Annotated in this window: 21 protein-coding genes and 1 pseudogene; 10 read left to right on the top strand and 12 right to left on the bottom strand. The window is 71.5% G+C overall.

Going from position 1 to position 25899, the window contains the following annotated elements:
* The first annotated feature begins 36 nt into the window (after positions 1 to 36).
* Positions 37 to 711 (top strand): helix-turn-helix domain-containing protein, encoded by a 675-nt coding sequence (locus tag AB0I22_RS22400; RefSeq protein ID WP_363132614.1) that lies wholly within the window; start codon positions 37 to 39, stop codon positions 709 to 711.
* Positions 712 to 759: 48 nt separating this feature from the next.
* On the opposite strand, the pseudogene AB0I22_RS22395 reads toward AB0I22_RS22400, so the two are convergent.
* Positions 760 to 1002 (bottom strand): annotated as a pseudogene (locus AB0I22_RS22395) (helix-turn-helix domain-containing protein); the annotation flags it as partial.
* 240 nt (positions 1003 to 1242) lie between these two features.
* Positions 1243 to 1614 carry a hypothetical protein gene (locus AB0I22_RS22390; RefSeq protein WP_363132613.1) on the bottom strand — a complete coding sequence of 124 codons (372 nt, stop codon included), beginning with the start codon at positions 1612 to 1614 and terminating at the stop codon, positions 1243 to 1245.
* Between the two features lie 305 nt (positions 1615 to 1919).
* Between AB0I22_RS22390 and AB0I22_RS22385 the strand changes: the two genes are divergently transcribed.
* The 3 genes from AB0I22_RS22385 to AB0I22_RS22375 are packed head-to-tail and all read left to right on the top strand — an operon-like array spanning position 1920 to position 3195.
* Positions 1920 to 2759: a helix-turn-helix transcriptional regulator gene (locus AB0I22_RS22385; protein ID WP_363132612.1), complete on the top strand. Its 840-nt coding sequence runs from the start codon at positions 1920 to 1922 to the stop codon at positions 2757 to 2759.
* Positions 2743 to 2967: a DUF397 domain-containing protein gene (locus AB0I22_RS22380; protein WP_363132611.1), complete on the top strand. Its 225-nt coding sequence runs from the start codon at positions 2743 to 2745 to the stop codon at positions 2965 to 2967. The genes AB0I22_RS22385 and AB0I22_RS22380 overlap by 17 nt, the downstream gene beginning before the upstream one ends.
* Before the next feature lie 6 nt (positions 2968 to 2973).
* The gene (locus AB0I22_RS22375; protein WP_363132610.1) at positions 2974 to 3195 is read left to right on the top strand and encodes a DUF397 domain-containing protein; all 222 of its coding nucleotides are present in this window, start codon (positions 2974 to 2976) and stop codon (positions 3193 to 3195) included.
* A gap of 70 nt (positions 3196 to 3265) precedes the next feature.
* Here AB0I22_RS22375 and glgB read toward each other — a convergent pair whose 3' ends face one another.
* The 5 genes from glgB to AB0I22_RS22350 all read right to left on the bottom strand — a co-directional run bounded on the left by glgB (position 3266) and on the right by AB0I22_RS22350 (position 13388).
* Positions 3266 to 5518, bottom strand: coding sequence for a 1,4-alpha-glucan branching enzyme (gene glgB / locus AB0I22_RS22370; RefSeq protein WP_363132757.1), 2253 nt, complete (start codon positions 5516 to 5518; stop codon positions 3266 to 3268).
* Between the two features lie 784 nt (positions 5519 to 6302).
* On the bottom strand, positions 6303 to 7820 hold the full coding sequence (locus AB0I22_RS22365) for a maltokinase (RefSeq protein WP_363132609.1): 1518 nt from the start codon (positions 7818 to 7820) through the stop codon (positions 6303 to 6305).
* 274 nt (positions 7821 to 8094) lie between these two features.
* Entirely contained in the window at positions 8095 to 9807 is a 1713-nt protein-coding gene (gene treS / locus AB0I22_RS22360) for a maltose alpha-D-glucosyltransferase (RefSeq protein ID WP_363132608.1), read from the bottom strand.
* Complete coding sequence (locus tag AB0I22_RS22355; protein WP_363132607.1) at positions 9804 to 11798, bottom strand: alpha-1,4-glucan--maltose-1-phosphate maltosyltransferase; 1995 nt, start codon at positions 11796 to 11798, stop codon at positions 9804 to 9806. The genes treS and AB0I22_RS22355 overlap by 4 nt, the downstream gene beginning before the upstream one ends.
* Before the next feature lie 318 nt (positions 11799 to 12116).
* A complete protein-coding gene (locus AB0I22_RS22350) occupies positions 12117 to 13388 on the bottom strand; it encodes a S8 family peptidase (protein ID WP_363132606.1) in 1272 nt (423 codons plus the stop codon).
* A gap of 228 nt (positions 13389 to 13616) precedes the next feature.
* On the opposite strand from AB0I22_RS22350, the gene glgP reads away from it, so the two are divergent.
* Positions 13617 to 16247 carry an alpha-glucan family phosphorylase gene (glgP, locus tag AB0I22_RS22345; RefSeq protein ID WP_363132605.1) on the top strand — a complete coding sequence of 877 codons (2631 nt, stop codon included), beginning with the start codon at positions 13617 to 13619 and terminating at the stop codon, positions 16245 to 16247.
* Positions 16248 to 16302: 55 nt separating this feature from the next.
* Here glgP and AB0I22_RS22340 read toward each other — a convergent pair whose 3' ends face one another.
* Positions 16303 to 16929 (bottom strand): hypothetical protein, encoded by a 627-nt coding sequence (locus tag AB0I22_RS22340; RefSeq protein ID WP_363132604.1) that lies wholly within the window; start codon positions 16927 to 16929, stop codon positions 16303 to 16305.
* A gap of 273 nt (positions 16930 to 17202) precedes the next feature.
* Here AB0I22_RS22340 and AB0I22_RS22335 point away from each other — a divergent pair, with 273 nt between their 5' ends.
* The 5 genes from AB0I22_RS22335 to AB0I22_RS22315 all read left to right on the top strand — a co-directional run bounded on the left by AB0I22_RS22335 (position 17203) and on the right by AB0I22_RS22315 (position 20191).
* The gene (locus AB0I22_RS22335) at positions 17203 to 17601 is read left to right on the top strand and encodes an SAV_915 family protein (protein ID WP_363132603.1); all 399 of its coding nucleotides are present in this window, start codon (positions 17203 to 17205) and stop codon (positions 17599 to 17601) included.
* Positions 17589 to 17891: a DUF6317 family protein gene (locus AB0I22_RS22330; RefSeq protein WP_363132602.1), complete on the top strand. Its 303-nt coding sequence runs from the start codon at positions 17589 to 17591 to the stop codon at positions 17889 to 17891. Before AB0I22_RS22335 ends, AB0I22_RS22330 begins: the two co-directional genes overlap by 13 nt.
* Positions 17891 to 19180 carry a hypothetical protein gene (locus tag AB0I22_RS22325; protein ID WP_363132601.1) on the top strand — a complete coding sequence of 430 codons (1290 nt, stop codon included), beginning with the start codon at positions 17891 to 17893 and terminating at the stop codon, positions 19178 to 19180. The genes AB0I22_RS22330 and AB0I22_RS22325 overlap by 1 nt, the downstream gene beginning before the upstream one ends.
* Positions 19158 to 19679, top strand: a complete 522-nt coding sequence (locus AB0I22_RS22320) for a hypothetical protein (protein ID WP_363132600.1) — start codon at positions 19158 to 19160, stop codon at positions 19677 to 19679. The genes AB0I22_RS22325 and AB0I22_RS22320 overlap by 23 nt, the downstream gene beginning before the upstream one ends.
* 95 nt (positions 19680 to 19774) lie before the next feature.
* Positions 19775 to 20191 carry a hypothetical protein gene (locus AB0I22_RS22315; protein WP_363132599.1) on the top strand — a complete coding sequence of 139 codons (417 nt, stop codon included), beginning with the start codon at positions 19775 to 19777 and terminating at the stop codon, positions 20189 to 20191.
* A gap of 10 nt (positions 20192 to 20201) precedes the next feature.
* On the opposite strand, the gene AB0I22_RS22310 is transcribed toward AB0I22_RS22315, so the two are convergent.
* The 4 genes from AB0I22_RS22310 to AB0I22_RS22295 form a co-directional block, all read right to left on the bottom strand.
* A complete protein-coding gene (locus AB0I22_RS22310) occupies positions 20202 to 21200 on the bottom strand; it encodes a serine protease (RefSeq protein WP_363132598.1) in 999 nt (332 codons plus the stop codon).
* Between the two features lie 44 nt (positions 21201 to 21244).
* The gene (locus tag AB0I22_RS22305) at positions 21245 to 23044 is read right to left on the bottom strand and encodes a helix-turn-helix transcriptional regulator (protein WP_363132597.1); all 1800 of its coding nucleotides are present in this window, start codon (positions 23042 to 23044) and stop codon (positions 21245 to 21247) included.
* Between the two features lie 224 nt (positions 23045 to 23268).
* Positions 23269 to 23919 carry a response regulator transcription factor gene (locus tag AB0I22_RS22300; RefSeq protein ID WP_363132596.1) on the bottom strand — a complete coding sequence of 217 codons (651 nt, stop codon included), beginning with the start codon at positions 23917 to 23919 and terminating at the stop codon, positions 23269 to 23271.
* A gap of 125 nt (positions 23920 to 24044) precedes the next feature.
* A complete protein-coding gene (locus AB0I22_RS22295) occupies positions 24045 to 25637 on the bottom strand; it encodes a M4 family metallopeptidase (protein WP_363132595.1) in 1593 nt (530 codons plus the stop codon).
* Positions 25638 to 25899 lie beyond the last annotated feature (262 nt).

Raw genomic sequence — 25899 nt, 5'->3', positions numbered from 1 at the left:
GTTGCAATGGGAGGAGGCGAAGGCAATACTGACGGCATGCCAGGAGAACGGTTGACCCAGCAGGAACGGCAGCGCATCGCGACCGGACTCGCCGGCGGACTCTCCTACGCCGAGATCGCCAGGCGGCTCGACCGGCCGACCTCGACGATCAGCCGGGAGATCGGACGCAACGGCGGCCCCCGCGGCTACCGGCCCCAGCAGGCGCACCAGGCGACGGTCCAGCGGGCACGGCGCGAAACCCCCGCGTCCGCGCGCGCGGCCGGAGCGCCGCTCGGCGCGGCGGGGGAGGAGATCGTCGAGCTGGCGGTCCGTACGGGCCTGCCGAGGATGACCGCGCGCGTACACGTCGACCTGCTCCTGTCCGAGGACGGCAGACGCACCGCGGCCGAACTGACCCGCAGGCTGCGGGTCAGCCCCGCCTCCGTCTCCGTGGCCGTGAACTACCTCGTCCAGTACGGCTATGCCCGGCGCGAACGCGATCCGCGGCGGCGCCGCGACGTCTACGTGGTCGACGACGACGCCTTGTACCACTCCGTCATGCTCAGCACGCGGCACACGCTTGAGTCGGCGCGCGCCGCGATGGCCGCGGCGGAGGCGTCCGGGGCCGACAGCCCCGTGGGGCGGCGGCTGGCCAAGTCGGGGGCGTTCTTGGAACGGGTCAGCCTGGAGATGATGGAGTCGGCGGACCGCTGGCGCGCCCTCCTGGCGTGAGGCGGCGGAACCCTTCGGCGCGCGGGCGGCGATCCGGCTCCGGACCTGGAACACGTCGCGCAGGGTCTCCAGGAGGCGGGCGATGTTCGCCTCGTCGCGGCGGCAGTAGGTCCACTTGCCCCGCCGGGTGGCGACCATCAGCCCCGCTTGCCGCAGCATCGCGAGGTACTGCGAGGTGGTCGACTGCCCCAGGCCCGCGCGCTGCTGGATGTCGGTCACGCAGACGCCGATCTCGACGTCTTCGGGCTCCTGGCCGGGGAAGCTCATCGGCTCCTTGAGCCACACCAGCATCTGGCGGCGGGCCGGGCGGCTCCGCCGGCGAGGGCCGCGGGCGCCCACGCGGCAAGATCGCTGTCGCTGTGCACCCCCTGGACGAACCCCCGCGCCGGACGACGTCTTCGCCCAGCGCTCCCAGGCCCTGACCACGCTCCCCGGCCGCCAAGGCTGACGCCGTCCTGCCGACCAACGCCGCACGTACGGGCGGTACGGCAGAGGTACCGGGGAGCGGTCGCTCCGCGTGTGCCTTCCGGCTCAGCCCGTCGCCGGCTCCTTGGGGCCGGGTACGTCCACCGCGGACTCGTCCTCGCTCACGCCGTCGCGGTTCTCGGCCTCATCCGGTGCGGCGGGTACGGGCAGCCGCGCGCCCCGGCTGTCCGCGACGCGCAGGGCGTCGTGCAGGGACTCGGACAACCTGGTGCCGAGAAAACGGAGTTCGATGGCGGACGTACGCTCGTTCCTGAGCATGTCCCTTGCGAAATTGAGAAGTTGGACCCCGGTGGAGAGCTGTTCGGCCTCCAATCTGTCGGCGAGACGCGATACGCGGCCGGTACCGCTGCTCGACTTGAGGTAGCAGGGATTTCCACGCTCGTCCGACCACGGGAGCAGCCGCAGGATGTCGCTCACCGGACGACCCCCAGGGCGCTGCGCGTGTACGGGCGTGGGGGCGGCGGCGACCCGGAGGGGCGGGCGTTACCGTGGTGCATGTCGTCAACTCCGTGTGATTGATGGCCATGCCCCCGGGCCGTTGCAGCGGTCGCGGGGGTCTCTCGTGCTCTCGTGCATGACATGTCGAATACCGCGAGATCCCGCCCCTGATGTCGGAGCGGTGTGGTACCACCATTGCTGAAAGCTTGAGTTGAGTGCACGCTCGGCACGTCACCAAATGCGCCGTGTGGACATCGAGTTGATGCGAAGAAAGGTTCGACTTCATGGAGTTGAACGACGAAGGTGGCAAGCTCAGTCCGCGCGTCAGGTTGGGCCGTCGGATACGGCGACTTCGGGAGCGCAAGGGATTGTCCCTGCGGCAGCTCTCCGACGAGGTGGGCGGATACTCGCACAGCTACCTCGGCCGGGTGGAGCTGGGGGAACAGCTTCCCTCGGAAGCGCTCGTGAAATCATTGGACGAGTTCTTCGACACCGATGGGGTTCTGGCTGACCTGTTGGAATCGGCGCATGACGCCCTGATTCCTGACTACAGCCGGAAGGTGCTGGGACTGGAACCGGAAGCCGAGCGCATTCAGGTGTTCACCAGTAATCTTGTGCCCGCGCTATTGCAGACCCGTGAATACATGCGGGAAGTGTTCTGCAAATTCTACCTGAGAGAGCTCGACGTCCAGATCGAAGAACGCGTAGAGGCTCGAATGCAACGGCAGCGAATCCTCGAACGGGAGGAGCCGCCGTACTATTGGGGCATTATGGATGAGGCTGCACTCAGACGGCCAATTGGCGGTACAAGGTGCATGGTCGAGCAACTCAAGCATTTGTTGCATGTCGCCGTCCAGCGTCACATCACGGTGCAGGTGCTGCCGTTCGCTGCGGGCGCATACCCTTTGTCGGGCGGAAGCCTCACTTTGCACACGCTGCCGAACGGCGGGACCTGCACCGCAATTGAGAGCTTCGACTCCGGTGAATCGACAGAGGCGCCAAAGAGGGTGCTGGAGCTGGTGCGAAGGTTTGACTTTGTACGCTCAGTGGCCCTCACTGATGAGGAGTCTCTCGAACTGATCCGTCGATACCTGAAGGAGTACGAGGGTGCAGAAGATTCCTGATGCATCGGCTGTGGCCGCTTGGCGTAAGTCGAGCTACAGCGAGAGCAACGCAGGCGGTTGCATCGAGGTATCGGACGGCTACCCTGACGGTGTCCCGGTCCGTGATTCCAAGGACCCCCACGGCCCGGCGATCGTCTTCGAATCGGCCGCATGGTCGTCTTTCGTCGCCGCCGTCAAAGGCGGGGGCTTCGTTGGCGCAGTTACCTGAAGGAGTATGAGGGTGCAGAAGATTCCTGATGCATCGGCTGTGGCCGCTTGGCGTAAGTCGAGCTATAGCGAGAACGTAGAAGGTGCTTGCATCGAGGTATCGGACGGCTATCCCGCCGGTGTCCCGGTCCGTGACTCCAAGGACCCACATGGCCCGGCGATCGTCTTCGAAACGGCCGCATGGTCGTCTTTCCTCGCCGCAGTGAAGGGCGGGCGCTTCCCCGTCTGAGCGTGGCCGGGCCCCGTACCGATTCCACATCGGTACGGGGCCCGGCCGCGTACGAATGCGCCGCGCCGCCCTACACCGGCCGCAACCACACCGTGGCCAGCGGCGGCAGCACCGGCAGGATGCTGGTGCGGTGGCCGTGGGAGGCGATCGATTCCGCCTTGAGCGGGTCCGGGTTGGTCACGCCGCTGCCGCCGTACCGGGTGGCATCGGTGTTGAGGACCTCGTGCCAGACGGTGAATCCGTTCGGTACGCCGAGCCGGTATTCGTACCGGACGACCGGGGAGAAGTTGGAGACGGCCAGCAGCGGTCCGCCGTCCGCGTCGTAGCGGAGGAAGGCAAAGACGTTGTCCTCGCTCGCCTCGCCGTCGATCCAGGCGAACCCCTCTGGCTCGGTGTCGCGCTGCCATAGGGCGGGCGTCGCCGCGTAGGTGCCGTTCAGGTCGCGGACCAGGTCGCGTACGCCCCGGTGGTCGGGTTCGGCGGAGTACGAGGGGTCGAGCAGCCACCAGTCGGGGCCGTGGCTCTCGGACCACTCCGCGCCCTGGGCGAACTCCTGGCCCATGAAGAGCAGTTGCTTGCCGGGGTGGGCCCACATGTAGCCCAAGTAAGCCCGGTGGTTGGCTCGTTGCTGCCACCAGTCGCCCGGCATCTTGGCCGCTAGGGCGCGCTTGCCGTGTACGACTTCGTCGTGGGAGATCGGCAGGACGTAGTTCTCGCTGTACGCGTAGACCATCGAGAACGTCATCTCGTGGTGGTGGTACTTGCGGTGCACCGGCTCCTTGGAGACGTACTCCAGCGAGTCGTGCATCCACCCCATGTTCCACTTCAGGCCGAAGCCGAGCCCGCCGAATCCGCTGGGGCCGACGTGGTGGGTGGCGCGGGTGACGCCGTCCCAGGCGGTGGATTCCTCGGCGATGGTGACGACGCCGGGGCAGCGGCGGTAGACGGTCGCGTTCATCTCCTGGAGGAAGGCGACGGCGTCCAGGTTCTCCCGGCCGCCGTTGACGTTGGGGGACCATTCGCCGGGCTCGCGCGAGTAGTCGAGGTAGAGCATCGAGGCGACGGCGTCCACGCGGAGGCCGTCGATGTGGAACTCCTCGCACCAGTACACGGCGTTGGCGACGAGGAAGTTGCGGACTTCCTTGCGGCCGTAGTCGAACTCCAGGGTCCCCCAGTCGGGGTGCGCGGCCCGCGCCGGGTCCTCGTGCTCGTACAGCGTGCGGCCGTCGAACTCGGCGAGCGCCCAGTCGTCCTTGGGGAAGTGCGCCGGCACCCAGTCCACGAGGACGCCGATCCCGGCCCGGTGCAGGGCGTCGACCAGGAACTTGAAGTCGTCGGGGGTGCCGAGGCGGGCGGTCGGCGCGTAGAAGCCGGTGACCTGGTAGCCCCAGGAGCCGCCGAAGGGGTGTTCGGCGACCGGCATCAGCTCTACGTGCGTGAACCCCAAGTCCTTGACGTACGCGGGAAGTTGTTCGGCAAGCTGACGGTACGTCAAGCCTGGTCGCCAGGACGGCAGATGCAGTTCGTAAATGGAGAGCGGCGAGGAGTGCACGGGGTGGCCCGCGCGGTGGATCAGCCACGCCTCGTCCCGCCATGTGTAGTGCGAGGTGTGCACGATGGACGCGTTGGCGGGCGGGTTCTCCGTCTGACGGGCCATCGGGTCCGCGCGCAGCGTGCGCGTACCGTCCGGGCGCGTGATCTCGAACTTGTACAGCGCGCCCTCGCCGACGCCCGGCAGGAACAGCTCCCAGACGCCGGTGCCGCCGAGCGAGCGCATGGGGGAGGCGGTGCCGTCCCAGTAGTTGAAGTCGCCGACCACGCGCACGCCGCGTGCGTTCGGGGCCCATACGGTGAACCGGGTGCCCGTGGCGTTCTGCCAGGTCATGGGCTGCGCGCCGAGCGCCCGCCACAGCTCCTCGTGGCGTCCCTCGCCGAGCAGGTGCAGATCGAGATCGCCGAGCGCGGGCAGGAAGTGGTACGGGTCCTGAACCTCCAGCTCGTTGTCCTCGTACGTGATCAGGAGCCGGTAGTCGGGGATGTCGCGCAGCGGCAGCAGCCCCGCGAACAGCCCGTCGCCCTCGGGGACCAGTTCGGCCCGCAGGCCCCTGGCGGTGACGGTCACGTTGCGCGCGTACGGGCGCAGCACTCGGAACAGGACGCCGCCGCGTACGGGGTGCGCGCCGAGCAGGGCGTGCGGATCGTGGTGCGCGCCGTCGAGCAGCCGCCTGCGCTCGCCGGGTTCGAGCGGGGGAGCGGCCCGCACGCCGCGACCGTTGCCGGGGGCGGCGGGAGCGGCGGCGGCGGCAGCAGCGGCCGGAGCCACCTCGGCCGGCGCCGGGACAGGGGCTTCCGCTTCCGGTCGCGGAGCGCGCGGCGTCGGCGGCGCGGTGTACGACGAGCGACGCTGCGGCGCCGGCGAGGTCGGCCGGCCCGGCCGGGCGGTCTCCTCGTGAGGAGCGGCGCTCGGACCCGGCAGGGGACCGGCCTGGGGGCTGCCGCCGGGCGGCTCGGGGGGCCGGTCGTCCCCCGGCGCGTGGCTCTGCCCGCTCGGCGGCGGCGCGTGGTCCGCTTCCGGGAGGTGGACGTCCTCGACCGGCGCGCGCGTACGGCCGGGGAGCGGCGGCAGGGCGCCCGGCTCGGGGGCGGGCGGGGGCTCCGCCGGCGGAGCGGCCGGAGCGGTCGGAGCGGCGGGAGCGGCGGGAGCGGCCTGAGCCGCCTGCCCCCGGCGCGCGGCGGCCGGGAGGAACGTCGCGGGCACCGCCGGAGGCACTGGCGGGCCGGGGCGGTCGTCCGCGTGGGGCGGGCGGTTGGTCGGCGGACGTGCGGTCACGGTCTGGTCCTCCTCAAGACCCCGGCGCCGTGGCCGGGGGACGGATCGGTGCTGCGTCGTCGTGCGTCCCGTACGAGTTCCCGGCTCGCCCGGCCCAAGCCCGAAACCGACCCCCGGCTCGCCCGGTCCAGTCCCGAATCCGGCCCCCGCTCCACCCGGCCCAAGCCCGAAACAGACCTCCGGCTCGCCCGGTCCAGTCCCGGATCCGGCCCCCGCTCCACCCGGCCCGAGTCCGAAACCGTCACTTGGCGCCCCCGCCCGGTCCGGCCCCCGTCCGTCACCGCGCGCCCCCGTCCGGAACTTCGCCCCCGTGCGCCCCCGCCGCCAGGCGGCGGATCGCGGACATGGGGACCGGGAGCCAGTCGGGGCGGTGCCGGGCCTCGTACAGGACCTCGTAGACGGCCTTGTCGGTGACGTAGGCGCGCAGGAGCGCCGGGTCCTCGCGGGGGTCGGCGCCGGTGACGGCGGCGTAGCCGTCGCAGTACGCGGTGCGGGCGCGGTCGGACCAGGCGCTGCTCGTGGCGTGGCCGACGGCCGCCGCGTAGTCGAAGGAGCGGAGCATGCCCGCGAGGTCGCGGGCGACGGGCTGCGGGCGGCGGCGCTCCGCGAGGGGGCGGGCGGGTTCGCCCTCGAAGTCGATGAGGGACCAGCGGCTGTCGGTGGCCGTGCGCAGCGTCTGGCCGAGGTGCAGATCGCCGTGGATGCGCTGGGCGGTCCAGGTGCGGCCCGCGCGGCCTAGTTCGGCCAGGGACTCGTACGCGGCGTACAGCGCCGGCCCGTACGGGCGCAGCGCGGGGACGGCGGCGGCGGTCGCCTCCAGCCGCTCGGTCATCGAGACGGCGAGGTGTTCGAGCTGGGGGCGGCGCAGCGCGACGGTGGGGAGCGTGTCGGCGAGGGCGAGGTGCACCTCGGCGGTGGCGTGGCCGAGCGCTCGGGCGGAGGCGGCGAAGTCGGCTCGCAGGGCGAGGGAGTTGAGGGCGAGCTGCCAGCCGTCGGCGGAGGAGGCGAGGAAGTGCTGGAGGACGCCGAGCGTCATCGGCTCCGCGCCGGGGTCGGGGGGCACGGCCTCGTACCAGGCGACCGGCGCGGGCACCCGCGGGCACTTGGCGCGGGCCAGCGCGAGGGGCAGTTCGAGGTCCGGGTTGGCGCCGGGGCAGACGCGCCGGAAGAGCTTGAGGATGTACGTCTCGCCGTAGACCACCGAGGTGTTGGACTGCTCGGTGGTCACCAGGCGGGGCGTCAGGTCCGGGTCGATGACGGCTTCGGGCGTGTGGGTGAAGCGCAGCGGGCCGAGCCGCCCGGGCGTGCGCAGCCGTTCCAGCAGCACGGTCGACAGGCGCGGGTCGGCGAGCGCCTCGTACACGGTCAGGCCGTGCAGCGGGCCTTCCGACGGGCGGCCGATGAGGGCGGGGGCGAGGTGCGGCGGGAGCGTCTGGCGGACGCCGAGCAGGAGCTGGTAGCAGTCGGCGGCGTCGGCGGGCTCCGGCTGGGCGCCGGACTGCTGGGCCCGTACGAGCAGATGCAGCAGGCCGGGGGAGGTGCCGTGCGGCGGGCTGGGCAGCAGTTCGGTCACGGAGACGGGGATGAAGCCGGTGATGGGGCGGCCCTTGCCCGCGAACCAGCGCTGCCGCGGCAGCCACTCGGCGAGCATGGGCACGAGCGACGCGAGCAGCCCGGCGTCTCCGGCGGCGGCCTGTTGTGCCGGTCGTCCGGCGGTGGCAGCCGCGGCGGCGGCAGCGGCGGCCGTGGTGCTCCCGCTGTTCGGTTCGGCACGGGCCGAGAAACCTTCCGGCATGACGTCGCGTCCTTTCCCCGGGCACACGACAGTTAGGGCGAAGTGTCCCGGATTGCGGCAGTGACTGTGCGGCGGTGCGGGACGTGTCGGGCGAGGATCGTCCATACGGTCAGCCCGTACGACCGGGTCGAACAACCGGGGATACGTCCGGCCCGGACGGCCGGTGGGAAACGCGATCCGGGGCCCGGCCCGTTGCGGTAATAGGGAGAGTGCCCAGGGGCGGGTGGTGAAAACGCCCGTGCGCGCCGCGGGGCGCGCGCGGGCGCGGGACCGTTCAGCGAATGGCGGGCAGTTCGCCGTGGCGCAGGCGGAACCAGTAGAAACCGTGGCCCGCGAGGGTTAGCAGATACGGCAGCTCGCCGATGGCGGGGAAGCGGACGCCGCCGATCAGTTCGACCGGATGGCGTCCGTTGAAGGACTGCAGGTCCAGTTCGGTGGGTTGCGCGAACCGGGAGAAATTGTTCACGCACAGCACGAGGTCGTCCCCGTACTCGCGGAGGAAGGCGAGCACGGCCGGGTTGGAGGAGGGCAGTTCGGTGTACGAGCCGAGGCCGAAGGCCCGGTTCTGCTTGCGGATCTCGATCATCCGGCGGGTCCAGTGCAGCAGCGAGGCGGGGCTCGACATGGCCGCCTCGACGTTGGTGACCTGGTATCCGTAGACCGGGTCCATGATCGTCGGCAGGAAGAGCCGGCCGGGGTCGCAGGAGGAGAACCCGGCGTTGCGGTCCGGGGTCCACTGCATCGGGGTGCGCACCGCGTCCCGGTCGCCGAGCCAGATGTTGTCGCCCATGCCGATCTCGTCGCCGTAGTAGAGAATCGGCGAGCCGGGCAGCGACAGCAGCAGGGCCGTGAACAGCTCGATCTGATTGCGGTCGTTGTCGAGGAGCGGGGCGAGCCGCCGCCGGATGCCGATATTGGCCCGCATCCGCGGGTCCTTGGCATATTCCGCGTACATATAGTCGCGCTCTTCGTCCGTGACCATTTCCAGCGTCAGTTCATCGTGATTGCGCAGGAAGACGCCCCATTGGCAGCGGGACGGAATCGCCGGGGTCTTGGCGAGGATCTCGGAGACCGGGTAGCGGGACTCGCGCCGTACGGCCATGAAGATGCGCGGCATGACGGGGAAGTGGAATGCCATATGGCACTCGTTGCCGCCCTGCTCGAAGTCGCCGAAGTAGTCGACGACGTCCTCGGGCCACTGATTGGCCTCGGCGAGGAGCACGGTGTCCGGGTAATGGGCGTCGATCTCGGCCCGTACCCGCTTGAGGAAGTCATGCGAACGGGGGAGGTTCTCGCAGTTGGTGCCCTCCTCCGCGTACAGATACGGGACCGCGTCCAGCCGGAAACCGTCGATGCCCAGGTCCAGCCAGAAGCGCAGGGCGGCCAGTACCTCCTCCTGGACGCTGGGGTTCTCGTAGTTGAGATCGGGCTGGTGCGAGAAGAAGCGGTGCCAGTAGTACTGCTTGCGTACCGGGTCGAAGGTCCAGTTGGAGGACTCCGTGTCGACGAAGATGATCCGCGCGTCCTGATACTGCTTGTCGTCGTCGGCCCATACGTAGTAGTCGCCGTACGGTCCCTCCGGGTCGGTGCGCGACTGCTGGAACCACTCGTGCTGATCGCTGGTGTGGTTCATGACGAAATCGATGATCACGCGCATGCCGCGCTGGTGCGCGGCGTCCACGAATTCCACGAAGTCGGCCAGGTCGCCGAATTCCGGCAGAACCGCCGTATAGCAGGAGACGTCATAGCCGCCGTCGCGCAGCGGCGACTGGAAGAACGGCGGCAGCCACAGGCAGTCGACCCCCAGCCATTGCAGGTAGTCGAGCTTGGCGGTGATGCCCTTGAGGTCGCCGACGCCGTCGCCGTTGCTGTCCTGGAAGGAGCGGACGAGCACCTCGTAGAAGACGGCGCGTTTGAACCAGTCGGGGTCCCGGTCTTTCGCTGGGGTGTCCTCGAAGGTGTCCGGCACGGGCTCGTTGACGATCATTTTGTGGGTGACCCTCCGATCGGTGAGGACGGTCGCAGCGAGAACACGTGCGCGGGCGCCGGGGCACGGCCCGGGTCGAGGCGCACATAGTTGTCCCTGCCCCAGTGGTAGGTCTCACCGGTGAGCTCGTCGCGCACCGGGACGGACTCGTGCCAGTCGAGGCCGAGTTCCGGCATGTCCAACGAGACCGTCGCCTCCTGGGTGTGGTGGGGGTCGAGGTTGACGACCGTAAGGACGCACGAGGCGCCCGACCGCTTCGAATAGGCGATGACAGCCTCGTTGTCGACGCGGTGGAAGCGGATGTTGCGCAGCTGCCGCAGGGCCGGATGGCGGCGGCGGAGCCGGTTGAGCGTGGTGATCAGCGGTGCGATGGAGTGCCCGGCCCGTTCGGCCGCCGCCCAGTCCCGGGGCCGCAGCTGATACTTCTCCGAGTCCAGATACTCCTCGCTGCCCGCCCGTACGGCGGTGTTCTCGCACAGCTCGAATCCGGAATAGACGCCCCACGCGGGGGAGAGGGTCGCGGCCAGCACGGCCCGCGCCTCGAACGCGGGGCGGCCCCCGTCCTGGAGATACGCGTGCAGGATGTCCGGGGTGTTGACGAAGAAGTTCGGCCGCATGTAGGCGGCGCTCTCCCCGGACAGTTCCGTCAGATAGTCGGTGATCTCCTGCTTGCCGTTGCGCCAGGTGAAGTAGGTGTACGACTGCTGGAACCCGAACGCGGCGAGCGCGCGCATCACCGCCGGCCGGGTGAACGCCTCGGCGAGGAAGACGACGTCCGGATCGGTGCGGTTGATGTCCCCGATGACCTTCTCCCAGAACGCGACCGGCTTGGTGTGCGGGTTGTCGACGCGGAAGATCCGCACCCCGCGCGCCATCCAGAACCGCAGCAGCCGGCGGGTCTCCCGGACGACGCCCGTCCAGTCCTCGTCGAACGCGACGGGGTAGATGTCCTGGTACTTCTTCGGCGGGTTCTCGGCGTGGGCGATGGTGCCGTCGGCGCGGTGGTGGAACCACTCGGGGTGCTTCTCCACCCAGGGATGGTCCGGGGAGCACTGGAGCGCGAAGTCGAGGGCGACCTCCAGGCGCAGCTCGCGGGCGCGCGCGACGAAGTGGTCGAAGTCCTCCAGGGTGCCGAGATCGGGGTGGACCGCGTCGTGCCCGCCGTCGGCGGAGCCGATCGCCCAGGGGCTGCCCACGTCGTACGGGCCCGCGCTGAGCGAGTTGTTGGGGCCCTTGCGGTAGGCGGTGCCGATCGGGTGGATGGGCGGGAGATAGACGACGTCGAAGCCCATCGCGGCCACGGCGGGCAGCCGCCGGGCGGCCGAGAGAAACGTTCCGCTGCGCGGGGGCTCGCCCTCCCGCACCACCGCGCCCTCCGAACGCGGGAACAGCTCGTACCAGGACCCGAAGAGCGCGCGCTCCCGCTCCACCAGCAGCGGCAACGGGCGCGACGCGGTGAGCAGTTCCCGCAGCGGATAGCGGGACAGCGGCGCGCGGACCGCCGGGGCGAGGGCCGCGGCCAGCCGGTCGGCGGCGGGCCGCGACGCGTCGCGCAGCGCGTCCACCGCGGCCAGCACCGCCTCCCGGCCGTCCCGCTTGGGCACCCCGGCCGCGGCCCGCTCGTACAGCCGCGCGCCCTCCTCCAGAACCAGCGCGCAGTCGATCCCGGCCGGAATCTTGATGCCCGCGCCGTGCCGCCAGGTGGCCAGCGGATCGCTCCACGCCTCCACCGTGTACGTCCAGCGGCCCTCCGTACGCGCCGCGACCACGGCGCCCCAGCGGTCCGTACCCGGAGCCAGCTCGCGCATCGGCGTCCACGGACCGCACCGGCCGGCCGGATCGCGCAGCACCACATTGGCGCCCACCGCGTCATGGCCCTCCCGGAAGACCGTGGCGCTGACCTGGAATTCCTCTCCGACCACCGCCTTCGCGGGGCGGCGTCCGCAGTCGATCAGCGGGCTGATGTCCAGGACGGGGATACGACCGATCATGGGCTCACCTGGGGGTCTGGCTGGTCCGGCGGGGTCTGTTCTTTCTATCTGCTCCACGTGGGCCGGGCGGGCTGTGGGCATGACGGCTCCTGTCCGCGTTCACTCGGTGGGCGGAAGAGGGATGGGCCAGGGGGACTGCTCGCGGGTGCGCGCGGTTGCGTACCGAGTGAGCCTTACCGCGCATTCCAGTCGGGCATTCTCGCAATGCGGCGGCTATGGGCGCGCGGTTTTCCCGGCATCCCGCGGCGAGGGCGCGAGAAGGCCCCGCCGCGGGGGCGGGGCCTTCTCGGTCGTACCGCGGATTCAACGGATTCACGGTCAGGAACCGACGTGCAGGAGTTTGTCGGTCGTCAGCGGTCCCGCGTCGCCGACTCTGCCCGGCGTGGACGCCCGTACGAGGGCGCCGCCCACCTCCGCCGGGCTCGCCGACGGATGGCCCGCCAGATACAGCGCCGCCGCTCCCGCGGCGTGCGGCGCGGCCATCGAGGTGCCGGAGAGCGTGGCGCTCGCCGTGTCGCTCGTGTGCCCCGCCGAGACGATGGCCGCGCCGGGCGCGAACAGGTCCAGCGCCGGGCCCCAGTTGGAGAACGCCGCCCGGCGGTCCCCGGCGTCGGTGGCGCCGACCGTGATCGCCTCCTCGACGCGCGCGGGCGAGGAGAAGTCGGCGGGGATGCCGTCGTTGCCGGCGGCGACGGTGTACGTCACCCCGGACGCGATGGAGTTCCGTACCGCCGCGTCCAGTTGGGGATTGACGACGCCGCCGATGCTGAGATTGGCGACCGCCGGCTTCGTCGCGTGCGCGGTCACCCAGTCGATGCCCGCGATGGCCTGGGCGGTGGTGCCCGCGCCCCGCGCGTCCAGCACCCGCACGCCGACCACCTCGGCCCGCTTCGCCACGCCGTAGCGGGAGCCCGCGACGGTGGCGGCCACGTGGGTGCCGTGGCCGTTGGCGTCCTCCGCCACCGCGTCGCCGCCGACGAAGTCCCAGCCGCTGACGGCCCGGCCGCCGAAGTCCCGGTGGGTGGTACGGACGCCGGTGTCCAAGACGTAGACGGTGACGCCCCGGCCGCCGCTCGCGGGCGCGGTGTACGAACCGTCGAGAGGGCGGTCCGGCTGGTCGACGCGGTCCAGGCCCCAGGACGGCGGACCGGGCTGCCGCACGGTGGGCCGGCGCGGCCGATCGACGGCGTCCGGGCTCGGGGAGAGCGGGCCCGGCCGGCTGTCCTTCAGCGTCACCTCGGTGTCCTGCGTGACCGACGCGACCGCCGGGTCGGCCGCGAGCCGCCGCGCCCGGTCCGCCCCGGCCCGTATCGCGTAGCCGTTCAGCGCCGTCCCATAGGTATGGCGGATTCGCGCCCCGTACTTCCGTACGAGATCCTTGCCCGCCTCGGACGACGCGGCCACGCCGCCCGGACCGCTCCTCAGCGTGACGATGTAGCTGCTGCTCACGGCGGCGGGCGAGCCGGCCGCGAGGACACGGCCCGACGGCTGCGCGGCGTGCGCCGGGAGCGCGGCCGCCGCGAGGAGCGCCACCGTGGCGCAGGCGGTCACCCCCTCGGCCAGCCGGCGGCTGGTGCGCGACAAGGACATGCCGTGAGCCCCCTTCTCCACTGCTGCGCGACGCGGCACGTGCTTCACACCCTCCCGTGGGCCACGGACCGGTACAAGGCCGCCCATGGGGGCGGAATCGGCCAAATCACCCGAGGGTGCGGGCCTGCCCACTGCGCGTCGCGCCGTACCTCGTCACTGCCAACCGTCCGCCGAGACCCGCGGCCGGTTGTCGAGACCCGTGGCCCCTCGCGCCGCTAACGTCGAAGCGTGAAGGCCATTCGTCGATTCAGCGTGCGCCCCGTCCTTCCCGAACCCCTACGACCCCTCAGCGAACTGGCGCGCAACCTGCGCTGGTCCTGGCATGCCGAGACCCGCGACCTCTTCCACACCGTCGCCCCCGAGGGCCACCGCGCCGCCGACTGCGACCCGCTGCGGCTGCTGGGCACCGTGTCCGCGGGGCGGCTGGCGCAACTGGCCGGGGACCGGCGGTTCCTGCGCCGGCTCACGGCCGTCTCCGACGACCTGCACGACTACCTGGGCGGCCGGCGCTGGTACCAGGAGCAGGGCCCGGACCTGCCGGCGGCCGTCGCCTACTTCTCGCCCGAGTTCGGCGTGACCGGGGCCCTGCCCCAGTACAGCGGCGGCCTGGGCATCCTCGCCGGGGACCACCTCAAATCCGCCAGCGACCTCGGCGTACCGCTCATCGGCGTCGGGCTCCTCTACCGCCACGGCTACTTCCGCCAGGCCCTCTCCCGCGAGGGCTGGCAGCAGGAGCACTACCCGCTGCTCGACCCCAACGAGCTGCCGCTGTCCCTGCTCCGCGAGGCCGACGGCCGCCCCGTCCACGTCGCCCTGGCCCTGCCGGGCGGCCGTTCCCTGCGCGCGTACGTCTGGCAGGCCCAGGTCGGCCGGGTGCCGCTGCTGCTCCTCGACTCGGACGTGGAGGAGAACGACCCGCACGAGCGCGATGTCACCGACCGGCTCTACGGCGGCGGCAGCGAGCACCGGCTGCTCCAGGAGATGCTGCTGGGCATCGGCGGGGTACGGGCGGTACGCGCGTACTGCCGACTCTCCGGCCACGCGGCCCCCGAGGTGTTCCACACCAACGAGGGGCACGCCGGCTTCCTCGGCCTGGAGCGCATCCACGAACTCGCCGCCGAGAGCCTGGAGTTCGAGCCCGCCCTGGAATCCGTACGGGCCGGCACGGTCTTCACGACGCACACGCCCGTACCGGCGGGCATCGACCGCTTCGACCGCGAACTGGTGGCCCGCCACTTCGGGGCGGGGGCCGAACTCTCCGACATCGACATCGAACGCGTCCTCGCCCTCGGCCTGGAGACCTATCCCGGCGGCGACCCGAACTGCTTCAACATGGCCGTGATGGGGCTGCGCCTGGCGCAGCGCGCCAACGGCGTCTCCACGCTGCACGGCGAGGTCAGCCGGCGGATGTTCGCGGGGCTGTGGCCGGGCTTCGATCCGGCCGAGGTGCCGATCACGTCCGTGACCAACGGCGTGCACGCCCCGACGTGGGTCGCGCCGGAGGTCTTCCGGCTCGGCGCCCGGCAGATCGGCGCGGGGCGCACGGAGGACGCGCTCGCGGTCGGCGGCTCCGAGCGCTGGGACGCCGTCGCCGACATCCCCGACGGCGAGATCTGGGAACTGCGCCGTTCACTGCGCGAACAGCTCGTGGCCGAGGCCCGCGAACGCCTCGCCGCGTCCTGGCGGGAACGCGGCGCGGGCGCGGCCGAACTGGGCTGGATCGACGGCGTGCTGGACCCGGACATCCTCACCATCGGCTTCGCGCGCCGCGTCCCCTCGTACAAGCGGCTGACCCTGATGCTCCGCGACCGCGACCGGCTGATGGAACTGCTGCTCCACCCCGAGCGGCCCATCCAGATCGTCGTCGCGGGCAAGGCCCACCCGGCGGACGACGGCGGCAAGCGGCTCGTACAGGAACTGGTGCGCTTCGCCGACGACCCGCGCGTACGGCACCGCATCGTCTTCCTGCCCGACTACGGCATGACGATGGCCCAGAAGCTGTACCCCGGCTGCGACATCTGGCTCAACAACCCGCTCCGCCCGCTGGAGGCGTGCGGCACCAGCGGAATGAAGGCGGCGCTCAACGGCTGCCTCAACCTGTCCGTCCTGGACGGCTGGTGGGACGAGTGGTACGACCCCGACTTCGGCTGGTCCATCCCCACCGCGGACGGCGCGGCCGTCGACCACGACCGCCGCGACGACCTGGAGGCGGCGGCCCTGTACGACCTGCTGGAGGAGCGGATCACGCCGCGCTTCTACGAACGGGGCGCGGGCGGCCTGCCGGAGCGCTGGATCGACATGGTCCGCCGGACGCTGGTCACCCTGGGCCCGAAGGTACTGGCGGGGCGCATGGTGCGGGAGTACGTGCAGCAGCTCTACGCCCCCGCCGCCCGCGCCCACCGCTCCCTGGACCCGGCCACCGCACGGGAACTGGCGGCCTGGAAGGCCCGGGTGCGCGACGCCTGGTCGGGCGTGGCCGTCGACCACGTGGAGACGTCCGCGACAGCGGGCGGCGTCAACGGCACGGCCGAACTCGGCTCCACCCTCTCCCTGCGGGTCCGCGTCGCCCTCGGCGGCCTCGACCCCACGGACGTGGAAGTCCAGGCGGTGGCCGGCCGCGTGGACGAATCCGACCGCATCACCGCCCCCACCACCGTCCCCCTCAAACCCACCGCCGGCCCCGACCTCGACGCCGGCTGGCTCTACGAAGGCCCCCTGACACTGAACCGCACCGGCCCCTACGGCTACACCGTCCGCATCCTCCCCGCCCACCGCCTCCTGGCGAGCGCCGCGGAGCTGGGCCTGGTCGCGGCGCCGACGGAGGCTTCGGGGGAGGCGGCGGGGGTGCTGATGAGGTGAGGGGCGGTGGGGGCGGCGGGGTTGAGGTGACGGGCGGGGCGCTGCTCGTCGATGGTCAGTCGCGCGGGGGCCGTCCGTACCGGCGGCGGTAGGCGGCGGTGCCCTGCCGCCGCTCGGCCCGGTTCCGCGGAACCAGAGCGGCGGCCTCCTCGGCCCGCGCCGCCTCCTCCGCCCCGGCCTCGCGCACCCGCCGCTCGTAGTCCAGCCGGGCCCCGACCTCGGCCGGAGTGAACCGGACGAACGTCGCGGACGCCACCTCCCCGACCCCGAAAGCGACCACGGCCGGCAGCACCGGCACGGCCACGACCAGCAGCCACCGGCTGTTCAACGCACCGCTGCCGCGCCGCCCGCCGCGCCGCCGCGCCGCCCACGCATCCTTGGGCGTCGGGGGCGGCGCTGCGGGCTTGCGCCGATGCCGTACGAAGCCGTAGGCGAGGCCGCCGACGGCGAGCACGGCCTGCACGACGCCGAGCCCCCGGCGAAAGGACGCGGAGAACCCGAAGGCCGACACGAACCCTTCGTAGAAGGCGCCCGCCACGGCGGCCGCGAAGGCCATGAGAACCAGGTGGAGAAGGCCGACGGCCACCCGCCGCAGCCAGTAGCCCGCGCCCCGGGCGACCCACGTCGTCCCCCAGAGAGGGACGGGCTCCGGTTCCACCGCATGGTGGGGGTCGACTGGCATGGGGGTGCTCATCTCAGGGAGGGGTCGCTTTACCGTGCCACAGGCGGTGGATCTTGTCCGCCGCTCCCTGAAGTTCCGTGACGGGCTCCAGCCACGACCCTGCTGCCCGGTCAATGGTGGGTCAATAGGTGGCCAGAAATCGCCCAATGGTTGGCATGAATTCGGCATGCGCACATGACTATGGGCGGAATTTGGCGGATGCGGGAAGGGCCGGCGAAGTTACCTTGAGGCGCGTTCCAGCGCGTGATGCTGCGCGCGAGAGGAGAGAGCCGCATGGGGGAACAAGTGGCGTCCCGTATCCTCGACTATTTCGCAGTCGAGCCGCCGACGGCAGCCCAGCAGGGCGTGCCCGCCTATTCCACACCGGTATTCGTGCCGGCGCACCCGCGCTACCCGGAAGGGGGCGGGAAACCGGACATCGCCGTCGAGCTCCTGCGGCACGCAGCCGGGGCCGCTGTGCCGGTCGCCTTCAGCACATTGGACAAGCTGGTCGAGGCTCTGGGCCCGGCCCAGCCGTGGATCTCCGTCTCGATCGGCTCCTTCGCGGAAGCCATGAGGGACGCGAAGCTCGCCAAAGTCCGGCTCGACCCGGCGATACCGTCCGGCACGGTCCACTGGCGACCCGAAGACCTGGAGACCTACGCGCGGGGGGCCGCCCAATGGCAGATCTGAAAGCGGTGCTCGGCGACCTCAAATCCATGGCCGGAACGTTCCACCGGGAAGCGGGCAATTACCGCAAGCTCAAGGAGAACGTCTCCCCGCCCATCGTCAGCGGCGGCGACCCCGGACTGGACCACGCCATCATCTCGATGGCCGATGTCATCATCGCCATGCACACCGGCTTCGCCGACCGGCTGGACGACCACGGCGACAAGGTGCACGAAGCGCACGACTCCTACGAGCGCCACGACATCGATGTGCACGGGCTGTTCGAGGACCTGATGAACGACGAGAAGCGCTGATGGGCGACAGCTGGGTCGGTGGGGACATCGGCGGCCTGCGCCACATGGGCGAGGCGTACAAGAAGGCCAAGGGCGACCTCGACGGCGTCGTGAAACCGCTCGAAGGCGCCGTGAACGGGCTGGCCTCGGACGCCGGCTGGAAGGGCGAGGCGGCCGAGAGCTTCCGGGGCGCGTGGAGCGAGGACTCCATGACGGCGGGCGCCTTCGCGAGCCTCGTCCACTCCACCGGGGAGATCCTCACCCAGCTGGCCGACGATCTGTCGGCGGCCGAGACCTCCCTGAAGAACGCCGAGGACGTGGCGGTCCGCGCCGGTGTGCCGATGAAGGCGAAGGGCGTGCCCAACGACTTCATGTACAACGACCCGCCGTCGGCCGCCGACAAGAAGACGATCGCCGCGATGAAGGAGTACGGGACGGTGCGCAAGGAGGTGCTGCACACCGCGCAGCACGCCCGCATCGTCGCCGCCGACAAGCTGCGGGGACTGTACAAGCAGATCACGGACCCGGTCTCGCCCGGCGACAAGACCACGCTCGCCGACTACGTCCGGGGCCTTTACGCGTACGACGCCGAGGACGCGCGGGCGGGCGGCGCGGAGGCCCGTACCAAGATCGACGAGGCCAAGAACGCGGAGACGCAGGCCAAGAAGGAACTCCGCGCGGAACGCAAGGTGTACCAGCAGCAGGGCCGCGCCCTGCCCAAGGACTTCGCGCCGAAGGCCGCCTACCGCGATGCCATGTCACGGGTCGAGAAGCTGGAGACCCAGCTCGCACGGGCCGAGCACGGCAGTACGGCGCTCCCGTACGACCGCGCCCTGAACGTCAAGGTGACGGACGCCGCCAAGCTTCTGCGGGCGGGCGAGGGCCTGGAGAAGCTGCCGGACTTCCTCAAGGAGATACCGGTGCTCGACGTCGCCGCCGCCGGCGCCTGCGGCATCCTGGAAGCCTCCGACGACCACGACAAGGGCTGGTCCTGGACCCACTCCGTGGCCGTCGACGGCGGCGCGAACGTCGGCGGCCTGGTCGCCGGCACCGCCGCCACGGCGGGCCTCGTCGCCCTGGCGCCCTTCGACGTGCCGGTGGCCCTGGCGGCCGGCGTCGGCGGCGGCATCGTGATCGGCGCCACCGGCGTGATCGACCACGCCTTCCACGAGCACTGGAGCGAGGACATCCACAAGCACGGAGTGGTCGGCGGCGTACTGCACGGCACCGGCCACGTGTTCTCGCAGACCGGCGAGGATTTCAAGCGACTGGGAGGAGACGTCTGGCATGGCATCAAGAGTCTCTTCTGACCCCACCGCCCCACCGGCCCTCCCCGGCCTCGGCACCACCTGGTACGAGCGCGGCGCGCCCTACTGGTCGCGGCGCGTCGGCACCGGTGTCCTGTGGGTGGCCGTCACCGCGTTCGTGTGCTTTCTGGCCGTGAGCTTCTACCAGGGGTTCCGCGATCAGCTGCCGTCCGGCGTGCGCACGGCCTGGGACGGTGTCCAGGCCGTGGCCGCCTGCGCGGCGTTCGTATGGGGGTGGCTCGTGCAGCGGCGAGGGCACCGCGCGAAACTGGCCGATCCGCCCACGCCCGAGCAGGCATGGGACCGCAAGTCGGGCGAGAAGCGCCGGACCACGGGGCTGGCCGTGCTCGGGCGGATCGTCGCGGTCCTGGTGGCGCCGGTGGCACCGGCGGTCGCCGCGTTCGCGCTGGGGTGGGTGTGTGCGGTGGTGACGGTGCGGGAGTACCCGAGCGAGGTCGGCGCGCGGCGGGCGCTGGCGGACGGGGCGCGTGGTCGAGGGTGACGCGAGCGGTGTCACGGGCATCCGCCGAGGAGCCGGAACCGGCGGACCTTCCGGGCATCGGAAGGACTTGGCACAAGCGCGCTGTCGGGTACTGGATGAATCGGGCGCGACTGGCCATTGGCCAGTTGATGTTCACGGCGTTCGTGGGCTTCTTCGCGGTAGCCGCCTACAGCGGAGTAGTCGATGACCTGCCGCCCACGGCGCGCGTAGTGGCCGACGTGCTGGAAGCGGTCGGCTCCTGCGCGGCATTGGTATGGGGCTGGCGGGCGGCCCGTAAGCAGATCCGGGAGCAACTGCTCCATCCCCCTACGCCGGAGCAGGCGTGGCGGAGGGTGAAGTCGAGCCGGAGCCGCGCCGCGGGGCAGGCGGCCGGAGGCCGGTGGGTCATCTTCCTGGCGCCGCTGCTGGTGCCGATGGTGGCGTACCTGCTGGGGATGGTGTGCGCGGGCGCGTTCGTCCGGGAACTGCCTTCCGAGGTCGGCGCGCGGCGGGCCCTGGAGCAGGTGTCGTGAGGGTGCGGCCTCAAGCCGTCGTCGCCCGCCGGTACAGCCCGGCCACGTCGTCGCCGAAGTACGTGCTGTACGACGTGGTGTCGTCGCCGCCCTCGTCGTAGCCGCCCAGTACGCCCGTCACCGTCCCCCGGCCCGTGTTCGGGTCGAGGTCCGTGAGCATCGGGCCGCCGCTGGTGCCGCTGGGGAAGCCGGGGCAGATGAGGCTCAGTTGGGTGGGGCTGAAGGGGTTGGTGGCGTTCTGGCAACTGATGGGGCGCTCTTGGTCGTACGGGTAGCCCACCAGACGCGTCGGGCGGCTCGGCGGCGGGTTGAAGCGGATCTGTTCGGCGGCCGTCGTCGACTCGATGCGGGCCTTGCCGGCGCCCGGTCTGCGGACCTGGACGAAGGCCACGTCATGGTCCGGGTCGCGGTCGGCGGTCCACCTCGGGTCGAGGTCGATGCGGGTGGGCACCCACACGCCGTACGGCATCAGCCCGTCGTGGTAGCCGGGGACGAAGGCGAGATCCGTGCGGAAGCCGCCCTGGTAGACGCAGTGCGCCGCGGTGACCAGCAGGTTGCCGCGCGGCGAGTGCACGACGGCCGCCGTGCACTGGTGGTCCGGGCCCCCGGGCACGCCCGCGTAGAACAGCGGGCCGATCGTCGGCCGCGGGCCGGTCGGCGCGGCGGCCAGGGGATCGGACGCGGGCAGCGGCGAAGGGGCCGCCTTCGCCAGGTCTGCCACCTCCGGACGCGTCGGCGCGCTTGTATCCGTGGTTCCCTCTCCCTTCAGTCCGGCGCGTACCTCGTCCGCCACCCCGTCCCCCCGCTCCGCGTCCGCCGACCAGCGGCCCCCGGCCGCGTCGCCTGGAGCCAGCAGTTCCGCACGCGCCCGTTCCTGGTGCTTGAGCGCCACGCCCGTCGCGGCCACCGCCGCGAGTACGCAGAAGGCGGCGCCCACGGCCGCCAGTCGGCGCCGGCGACCGGTCCGGGGCCTCGCGCTCGTATCGCTCGTGCTCGCATCCAGGGGCATGGGAGCCATTCAAGCCGGTCGCGACCCCACCGGCCGCACCCCCCTCACCGCCCGCCCCATCTCCCCAGCAGCTCCCCGCACTCCCGCTCCACCCCCGCCATCCCCAGTTCCGCTGCCGAATGGCACGCCGTGGTCAGGAGGCCGATGGCCGCGCGGCGGCCGCCCGGGGTGCCGGTGCGCAGTTGGGCGCGGGCCTCGTCCAGGCGGAGCCGGGCCATGTGCGGTGGCGAGGAGCGGGCCAGGCGGGTCGCGTGCCAGAAGTGGTGGAGGGCCTGGGCGGGGTCGTCGTCGGTCAGGGACAGCAGGCCGCTCGCGCGGGCGGCCGGGCCCAGGAGCACCGTCGGCCGGCCCGCCAGGACGAGTTCCGACGCGTGGGCGGCGAGGAGGTCCATCAACTGCAAGGCGCCGGAGCGTAGTTGCGGGTCGTACTGGCCCGCCCTTTCCAGGCTCGCGTACGCCTCCGCCAGCAGCGCCGTCGTCGGTACCGACCAGCCGTGCGGAGGCAGCACCGTGAACCCCCTCGTGTCCTGCGCGAACGCCGCCAGGTGGTCCAGCGCCCGGTCGTAGCGGGCCGTCTCGCACAGGGCCAGGATCAGGCCGGCCCGCCACACCGGGAAGTAGCCATGGCGCTCCACGCCGTCGGTCATTCCGGAGTCGAACAGCTCCGCCGTCCGGCCCTGTTCGCGCAGCAGCCAGTACGCCTGGCCCAGCCGGGTCCGGCGGAGGGTGTCGGCGGGCACCGCCAGATCGGCCTCCAGCCGTTCGACGATGGCGCGGGACTCGCCGAAGATCCAGTCCGCGGCTTCCTTGAACCGGCCGCGCCACAGGTCCAGCAGCGTGTCCAGGGTGGACTGCTGCCACGTGGTCAGCGCGCTGCGGCGGCGCGCGGCGTGCGCGCGGTGCCGTTCCACCGTGGCGAAGGCGCTGTTGACGCGGCCGACCCGGAGCTGGTCGATGGCCAGCGCCACCAGCGCCTCGCCGTGGAAGTGCGCCGAACGCGCCCGCGTCGCCGCGTCCTGGAGCTCCTCCGATACGGCCAGCAGATCGCTCGCCGGAGCGAAGTCGTACAGCCCCCAGCGACACTCAGTCAGCACCTCGCAGCGCGCCTCCGCGCTGAGGCTGAGCCGCCGGCCGGGCGGCAGGCCGCGCAGTTCCCGCAGCGTACGGCCGGCCTGCTGGGCGCCCCGCTCCGGACCGGCCCACGGCACCGCCGTGTCCTCGCCGACCGCCATCGACAGCTTCTTGGCCAGATGCGCGCTGAGCTGGAGCCGCAGCCCGTCGGCTGCCGGGCTCTCGTCGCCGTCCAGTGCGGCCAGGCCGGCGCGGAGCAGATGCAGCAGTTCCCGGTCCACCTGGCCCGGGTCCGACCAGCGGCGGGCGTAGCGCACGACGGCGTACGCCTGGGCCCGCGCGTCGCCCGCCGCCGTCCCGTGCGCCGCCAGGTACCAGCGGCCGGCCTCCTGCATCTCCCCGGCCAGGTACCGGGCGTCGCCGCTGCGGATGAGGCGGTCGAACTCCGCCCCGTACTCCGGCGGCCGGCCCGCCTCGGCCAGCCCCGGCTGCCGCTGCGCGGGTTGGGCCGGGTGTGCCAGGGGCGTATCGCCCGTTACGGAACGGGGCGCGGGGTCGGGCGGCGGCGGCGCCAGGGCGATCAACTCGCCCTCCGCGTCCAGCGCCACATCGCAGCGGAGCGCCAGCTCGCGTACGGCCGGCCGGCGGCCGTTCTCCACCCGGCTGAGATACCCCTTGCTGTAGTGGGTCAGCGCGGCGAGGCCGCTGAGTGAGAGATTCGCGGCCTCCCGCCTGCTGCGCAGCGCGTCGCCGAACCGCTCGTCTGACGTCATCGTCCAGCCCCCCGACGCCCGTACCGGCCCCCGCTGCCAAATATGCCTTGGCAACGGCCGGTTCCGCCCGCTTTCCCCCGGACCGGCGGAAGCTGGCTGATACGAGCAGGGACCGACTCCAGGAGGGAGGGCGAGCCATGGACCGACTCCGGGAGGGAGGGCGAGCCACCGTCATGACCTCGCACAGCACTCGCCCGCGCAACGGAGCCCCCGCGCGCAGCGCCCTACTCCACCAGCCCCGCCTCGTACGCCAGGATCGCCGCCTGCACCCGGTTCTTCAGCGAGAGCCGCGACAGGATGGCGCTCACATACGCCTTGACCGTGCCCTCCACCAGGTACAGCCGCGCCGCGATCTCCGCGTTCGACAGGCCGCCGCCGAGCAGGGCCAGCACCTCGCGTTCGCGGGTGGTCAGCTCCTCGACGCGGCCGCGGGCCGTCGCCGCCTTGGACAGCTGGCCGTCGCTGAGGCGGGCGATGACGCGCTGGGCGATGCGCGGGGAAAGGAACGCGGCGCCGCCCGCCACGGCCTGCACCCCCGCGATCAGTTCGCGGGGGTCGCCGGACTTGAGCAGGAAGCCGCTGACTCCGCTGCTCAGCGCCTGGGTGATGTATTCGTCCTCGGAGAACGTGGTGAGCATGACCACGGCCGAGTCCGGCGCGGTGCGCCGGAGTTCGGCCGCGGCCTGGAGCCCGTCGAGGCGGGGCATCCGGATGTCGAGGAGCGTGACGTCCGGGCGGTGCTTGAGCGTCAGGTCCACGGCCTCGCGGCCGTCCGCCGCCTCGGCGACGACTTCGATGTCGGGGGAGGCGGACAGTACGGCGCGTACGCCCGCGCGGATCATCGCCTCGTCATCCGCCAGCAGAACTCGGATCACGGTATTCCCCCGTACATCGAAATCGGTCGGTCGGGTCGTTACTTTACGTCGGTCGTCCCTTCCGGCCGTCCGTCCCGGCCGTTCGTCATGTGACGTTGGCGTTCGTCATTTGATGTTGATGTTCGTCACTTGACGTTGACGCCCGTCCAGGCGGCCCCGACCGCCTTGTACTCCGCGCTCTTCTGCCCGTAGAGCGCGCCCGCCGCCTTGAGCGTCGCGACCCGGGCGGCCTTGTAGTCGGTGGTGGAGGTCATATAGGTGGTGAGCGCCTTGTACCAGATCTTGACGGCCTTGTCCCGGCCGATGCCGGTGACCTTCTTGCCGTCCTGGGTCGGGCTGTCGTACTTCACGCCGTCGATCGTCCGCGGGCCGCTGCCCTCCGCCAGCAGGAAGAAGAAGTGGTTGGCGACGCCGGAGGAGTAGTGCACATCGAGGTCGCCCAGGCCCGCGGACCAGTAGTCGGGCGAGAGGCCGTCCTTGCTGGGCTTGTCCATGTAGCGCAGCGGGGTGCCGTCGCCGTTGATGTCGATCTGCTTGCCGATGAGGTAGTCGCCGGGCTCCTTGGGGTTCTTGGCGTAGAACTCGACGGCGGTGCCGAAGACGTCGGAGGTGGCCTCGTTGAGGCCGCCGGACTCGCCGCTGTACTCCAGGTTGGCGGTGGCCGAGGTGACGCCGTGGCTCATCTCGTGGCCCGCGACGTCCAGGGAGGTCAGGGGCTTCTTGTCGCCCTCGCCGTCGCCGTAGGTCATGCAGAAGCAGTCGTCGTCCCAGAAGGCGTTGACGTAGCTCTTGCCGAAGTGGACGCGGGAGTAGGCCGCCTTGCCGTTGTTCTTGATGCCGTTGCGGCCCAGCACCTTCTTGTAGAAGTCCCAGGTGGCGGCGGCCCCGTACTGCGCGTCGACGGCGGCGGTCTGCTGGATCGTCGGCTTTCCGTTCCCCCAGACGTCGTCGGCGTCGAGGAACGTCTTGCCCTTGCCGCTCTCGTTGCCCTGGAGGTTGAACGTCTGGTGGCCGCCGCGGGCGTTGTCCTTCATGAGGTAGGACTTGCCGCTCTTGACCGAGCCGACCGGGACCTTGCCGCTGTACTGGCCGGTTCCGGTGCCGGTCTCGACGGCCTGGTACTCGTACAGCTTCTTGCCGGTGGCCGCGTCCGTGACGACGTGCAGCTTGCTGGGCGTCCCGTCGTCCTGGAAGCCGCCGAGCACGGTCTCGAACGCGAGGACCGGCTTCCCCTCGGCGGCCCAGATCACCTTGCGCGGCGCGGTGTTCACCGTCGGGGCCGCGCCCGCCTTCAGGCCCTTCATCGTGCGGGCGGCGGCCAGCGCCGCCTTGCGCGCGGTGTCCGCGGACTGCTTCGGGGCGGTGGTCGGCACCGTGATGGCGGCGTCGGTGGCCTTGGTGACGTCCTCGACCTTGCCGTCCCCGGCCTGGTGGACGACGAGGTCGCCGCCGAGGACCGGCAGCCCGGCGTACGTGCGCTCGTACCGGGTGTGGACGGCGCCGTCGGGGTCCTTGACGACGTCCCGGGCTATGAGCTTCTCCTTGGCGCCGAGGCCCAGATGGGCGGCGGAGGCGTCCGCGGTGTTGGCGGCCTCGGCGGAACCGGTGGTGAACGCGGTGGCGAGCAGGGCCGCCGCGACGGTCGCCGCGCCGGTGGCGACGGCGGTGCGGCGGTATCTGTGACGGTCGGTACGGGAATTGCGAGAAGAAGTGCGCACGCGAAACTCCTCTGGCCGTGGTGCCGGTCGCCGGAGATCGCGACCGACTGATCACAGTTTTATCGAACTCGCGTGCGCATCGGGAGGGAATCGGCAGGTACGCCCTCCGATGCACGGTAAAGAAATGACCAACTCCGGATAGCGGACAGGGGCGGTGGGGGGGGGGGGGGCGGGGGGGGCCCCCCCCCCAACCCCCCGCCCCCGGGGGGGAGGTTATGAATTATACCAATGAGAAAAAACAGAACCCAAACGAGGAAGCGGG

It is taken from the genome of Streptomyces sp. NPDC050610 (assembly GCF_040654875.1).
Lineage (GTDB): Bacteria > Actinomycetota > Actinomycetes > Streptomycetales > Streptomycetaceae > Streptomyces.
The sequence above is the reverse complement of the archived record's forward strand: the minus strand, read 5'-3'. Positions and strand labels throughout refer to the sequence as shown.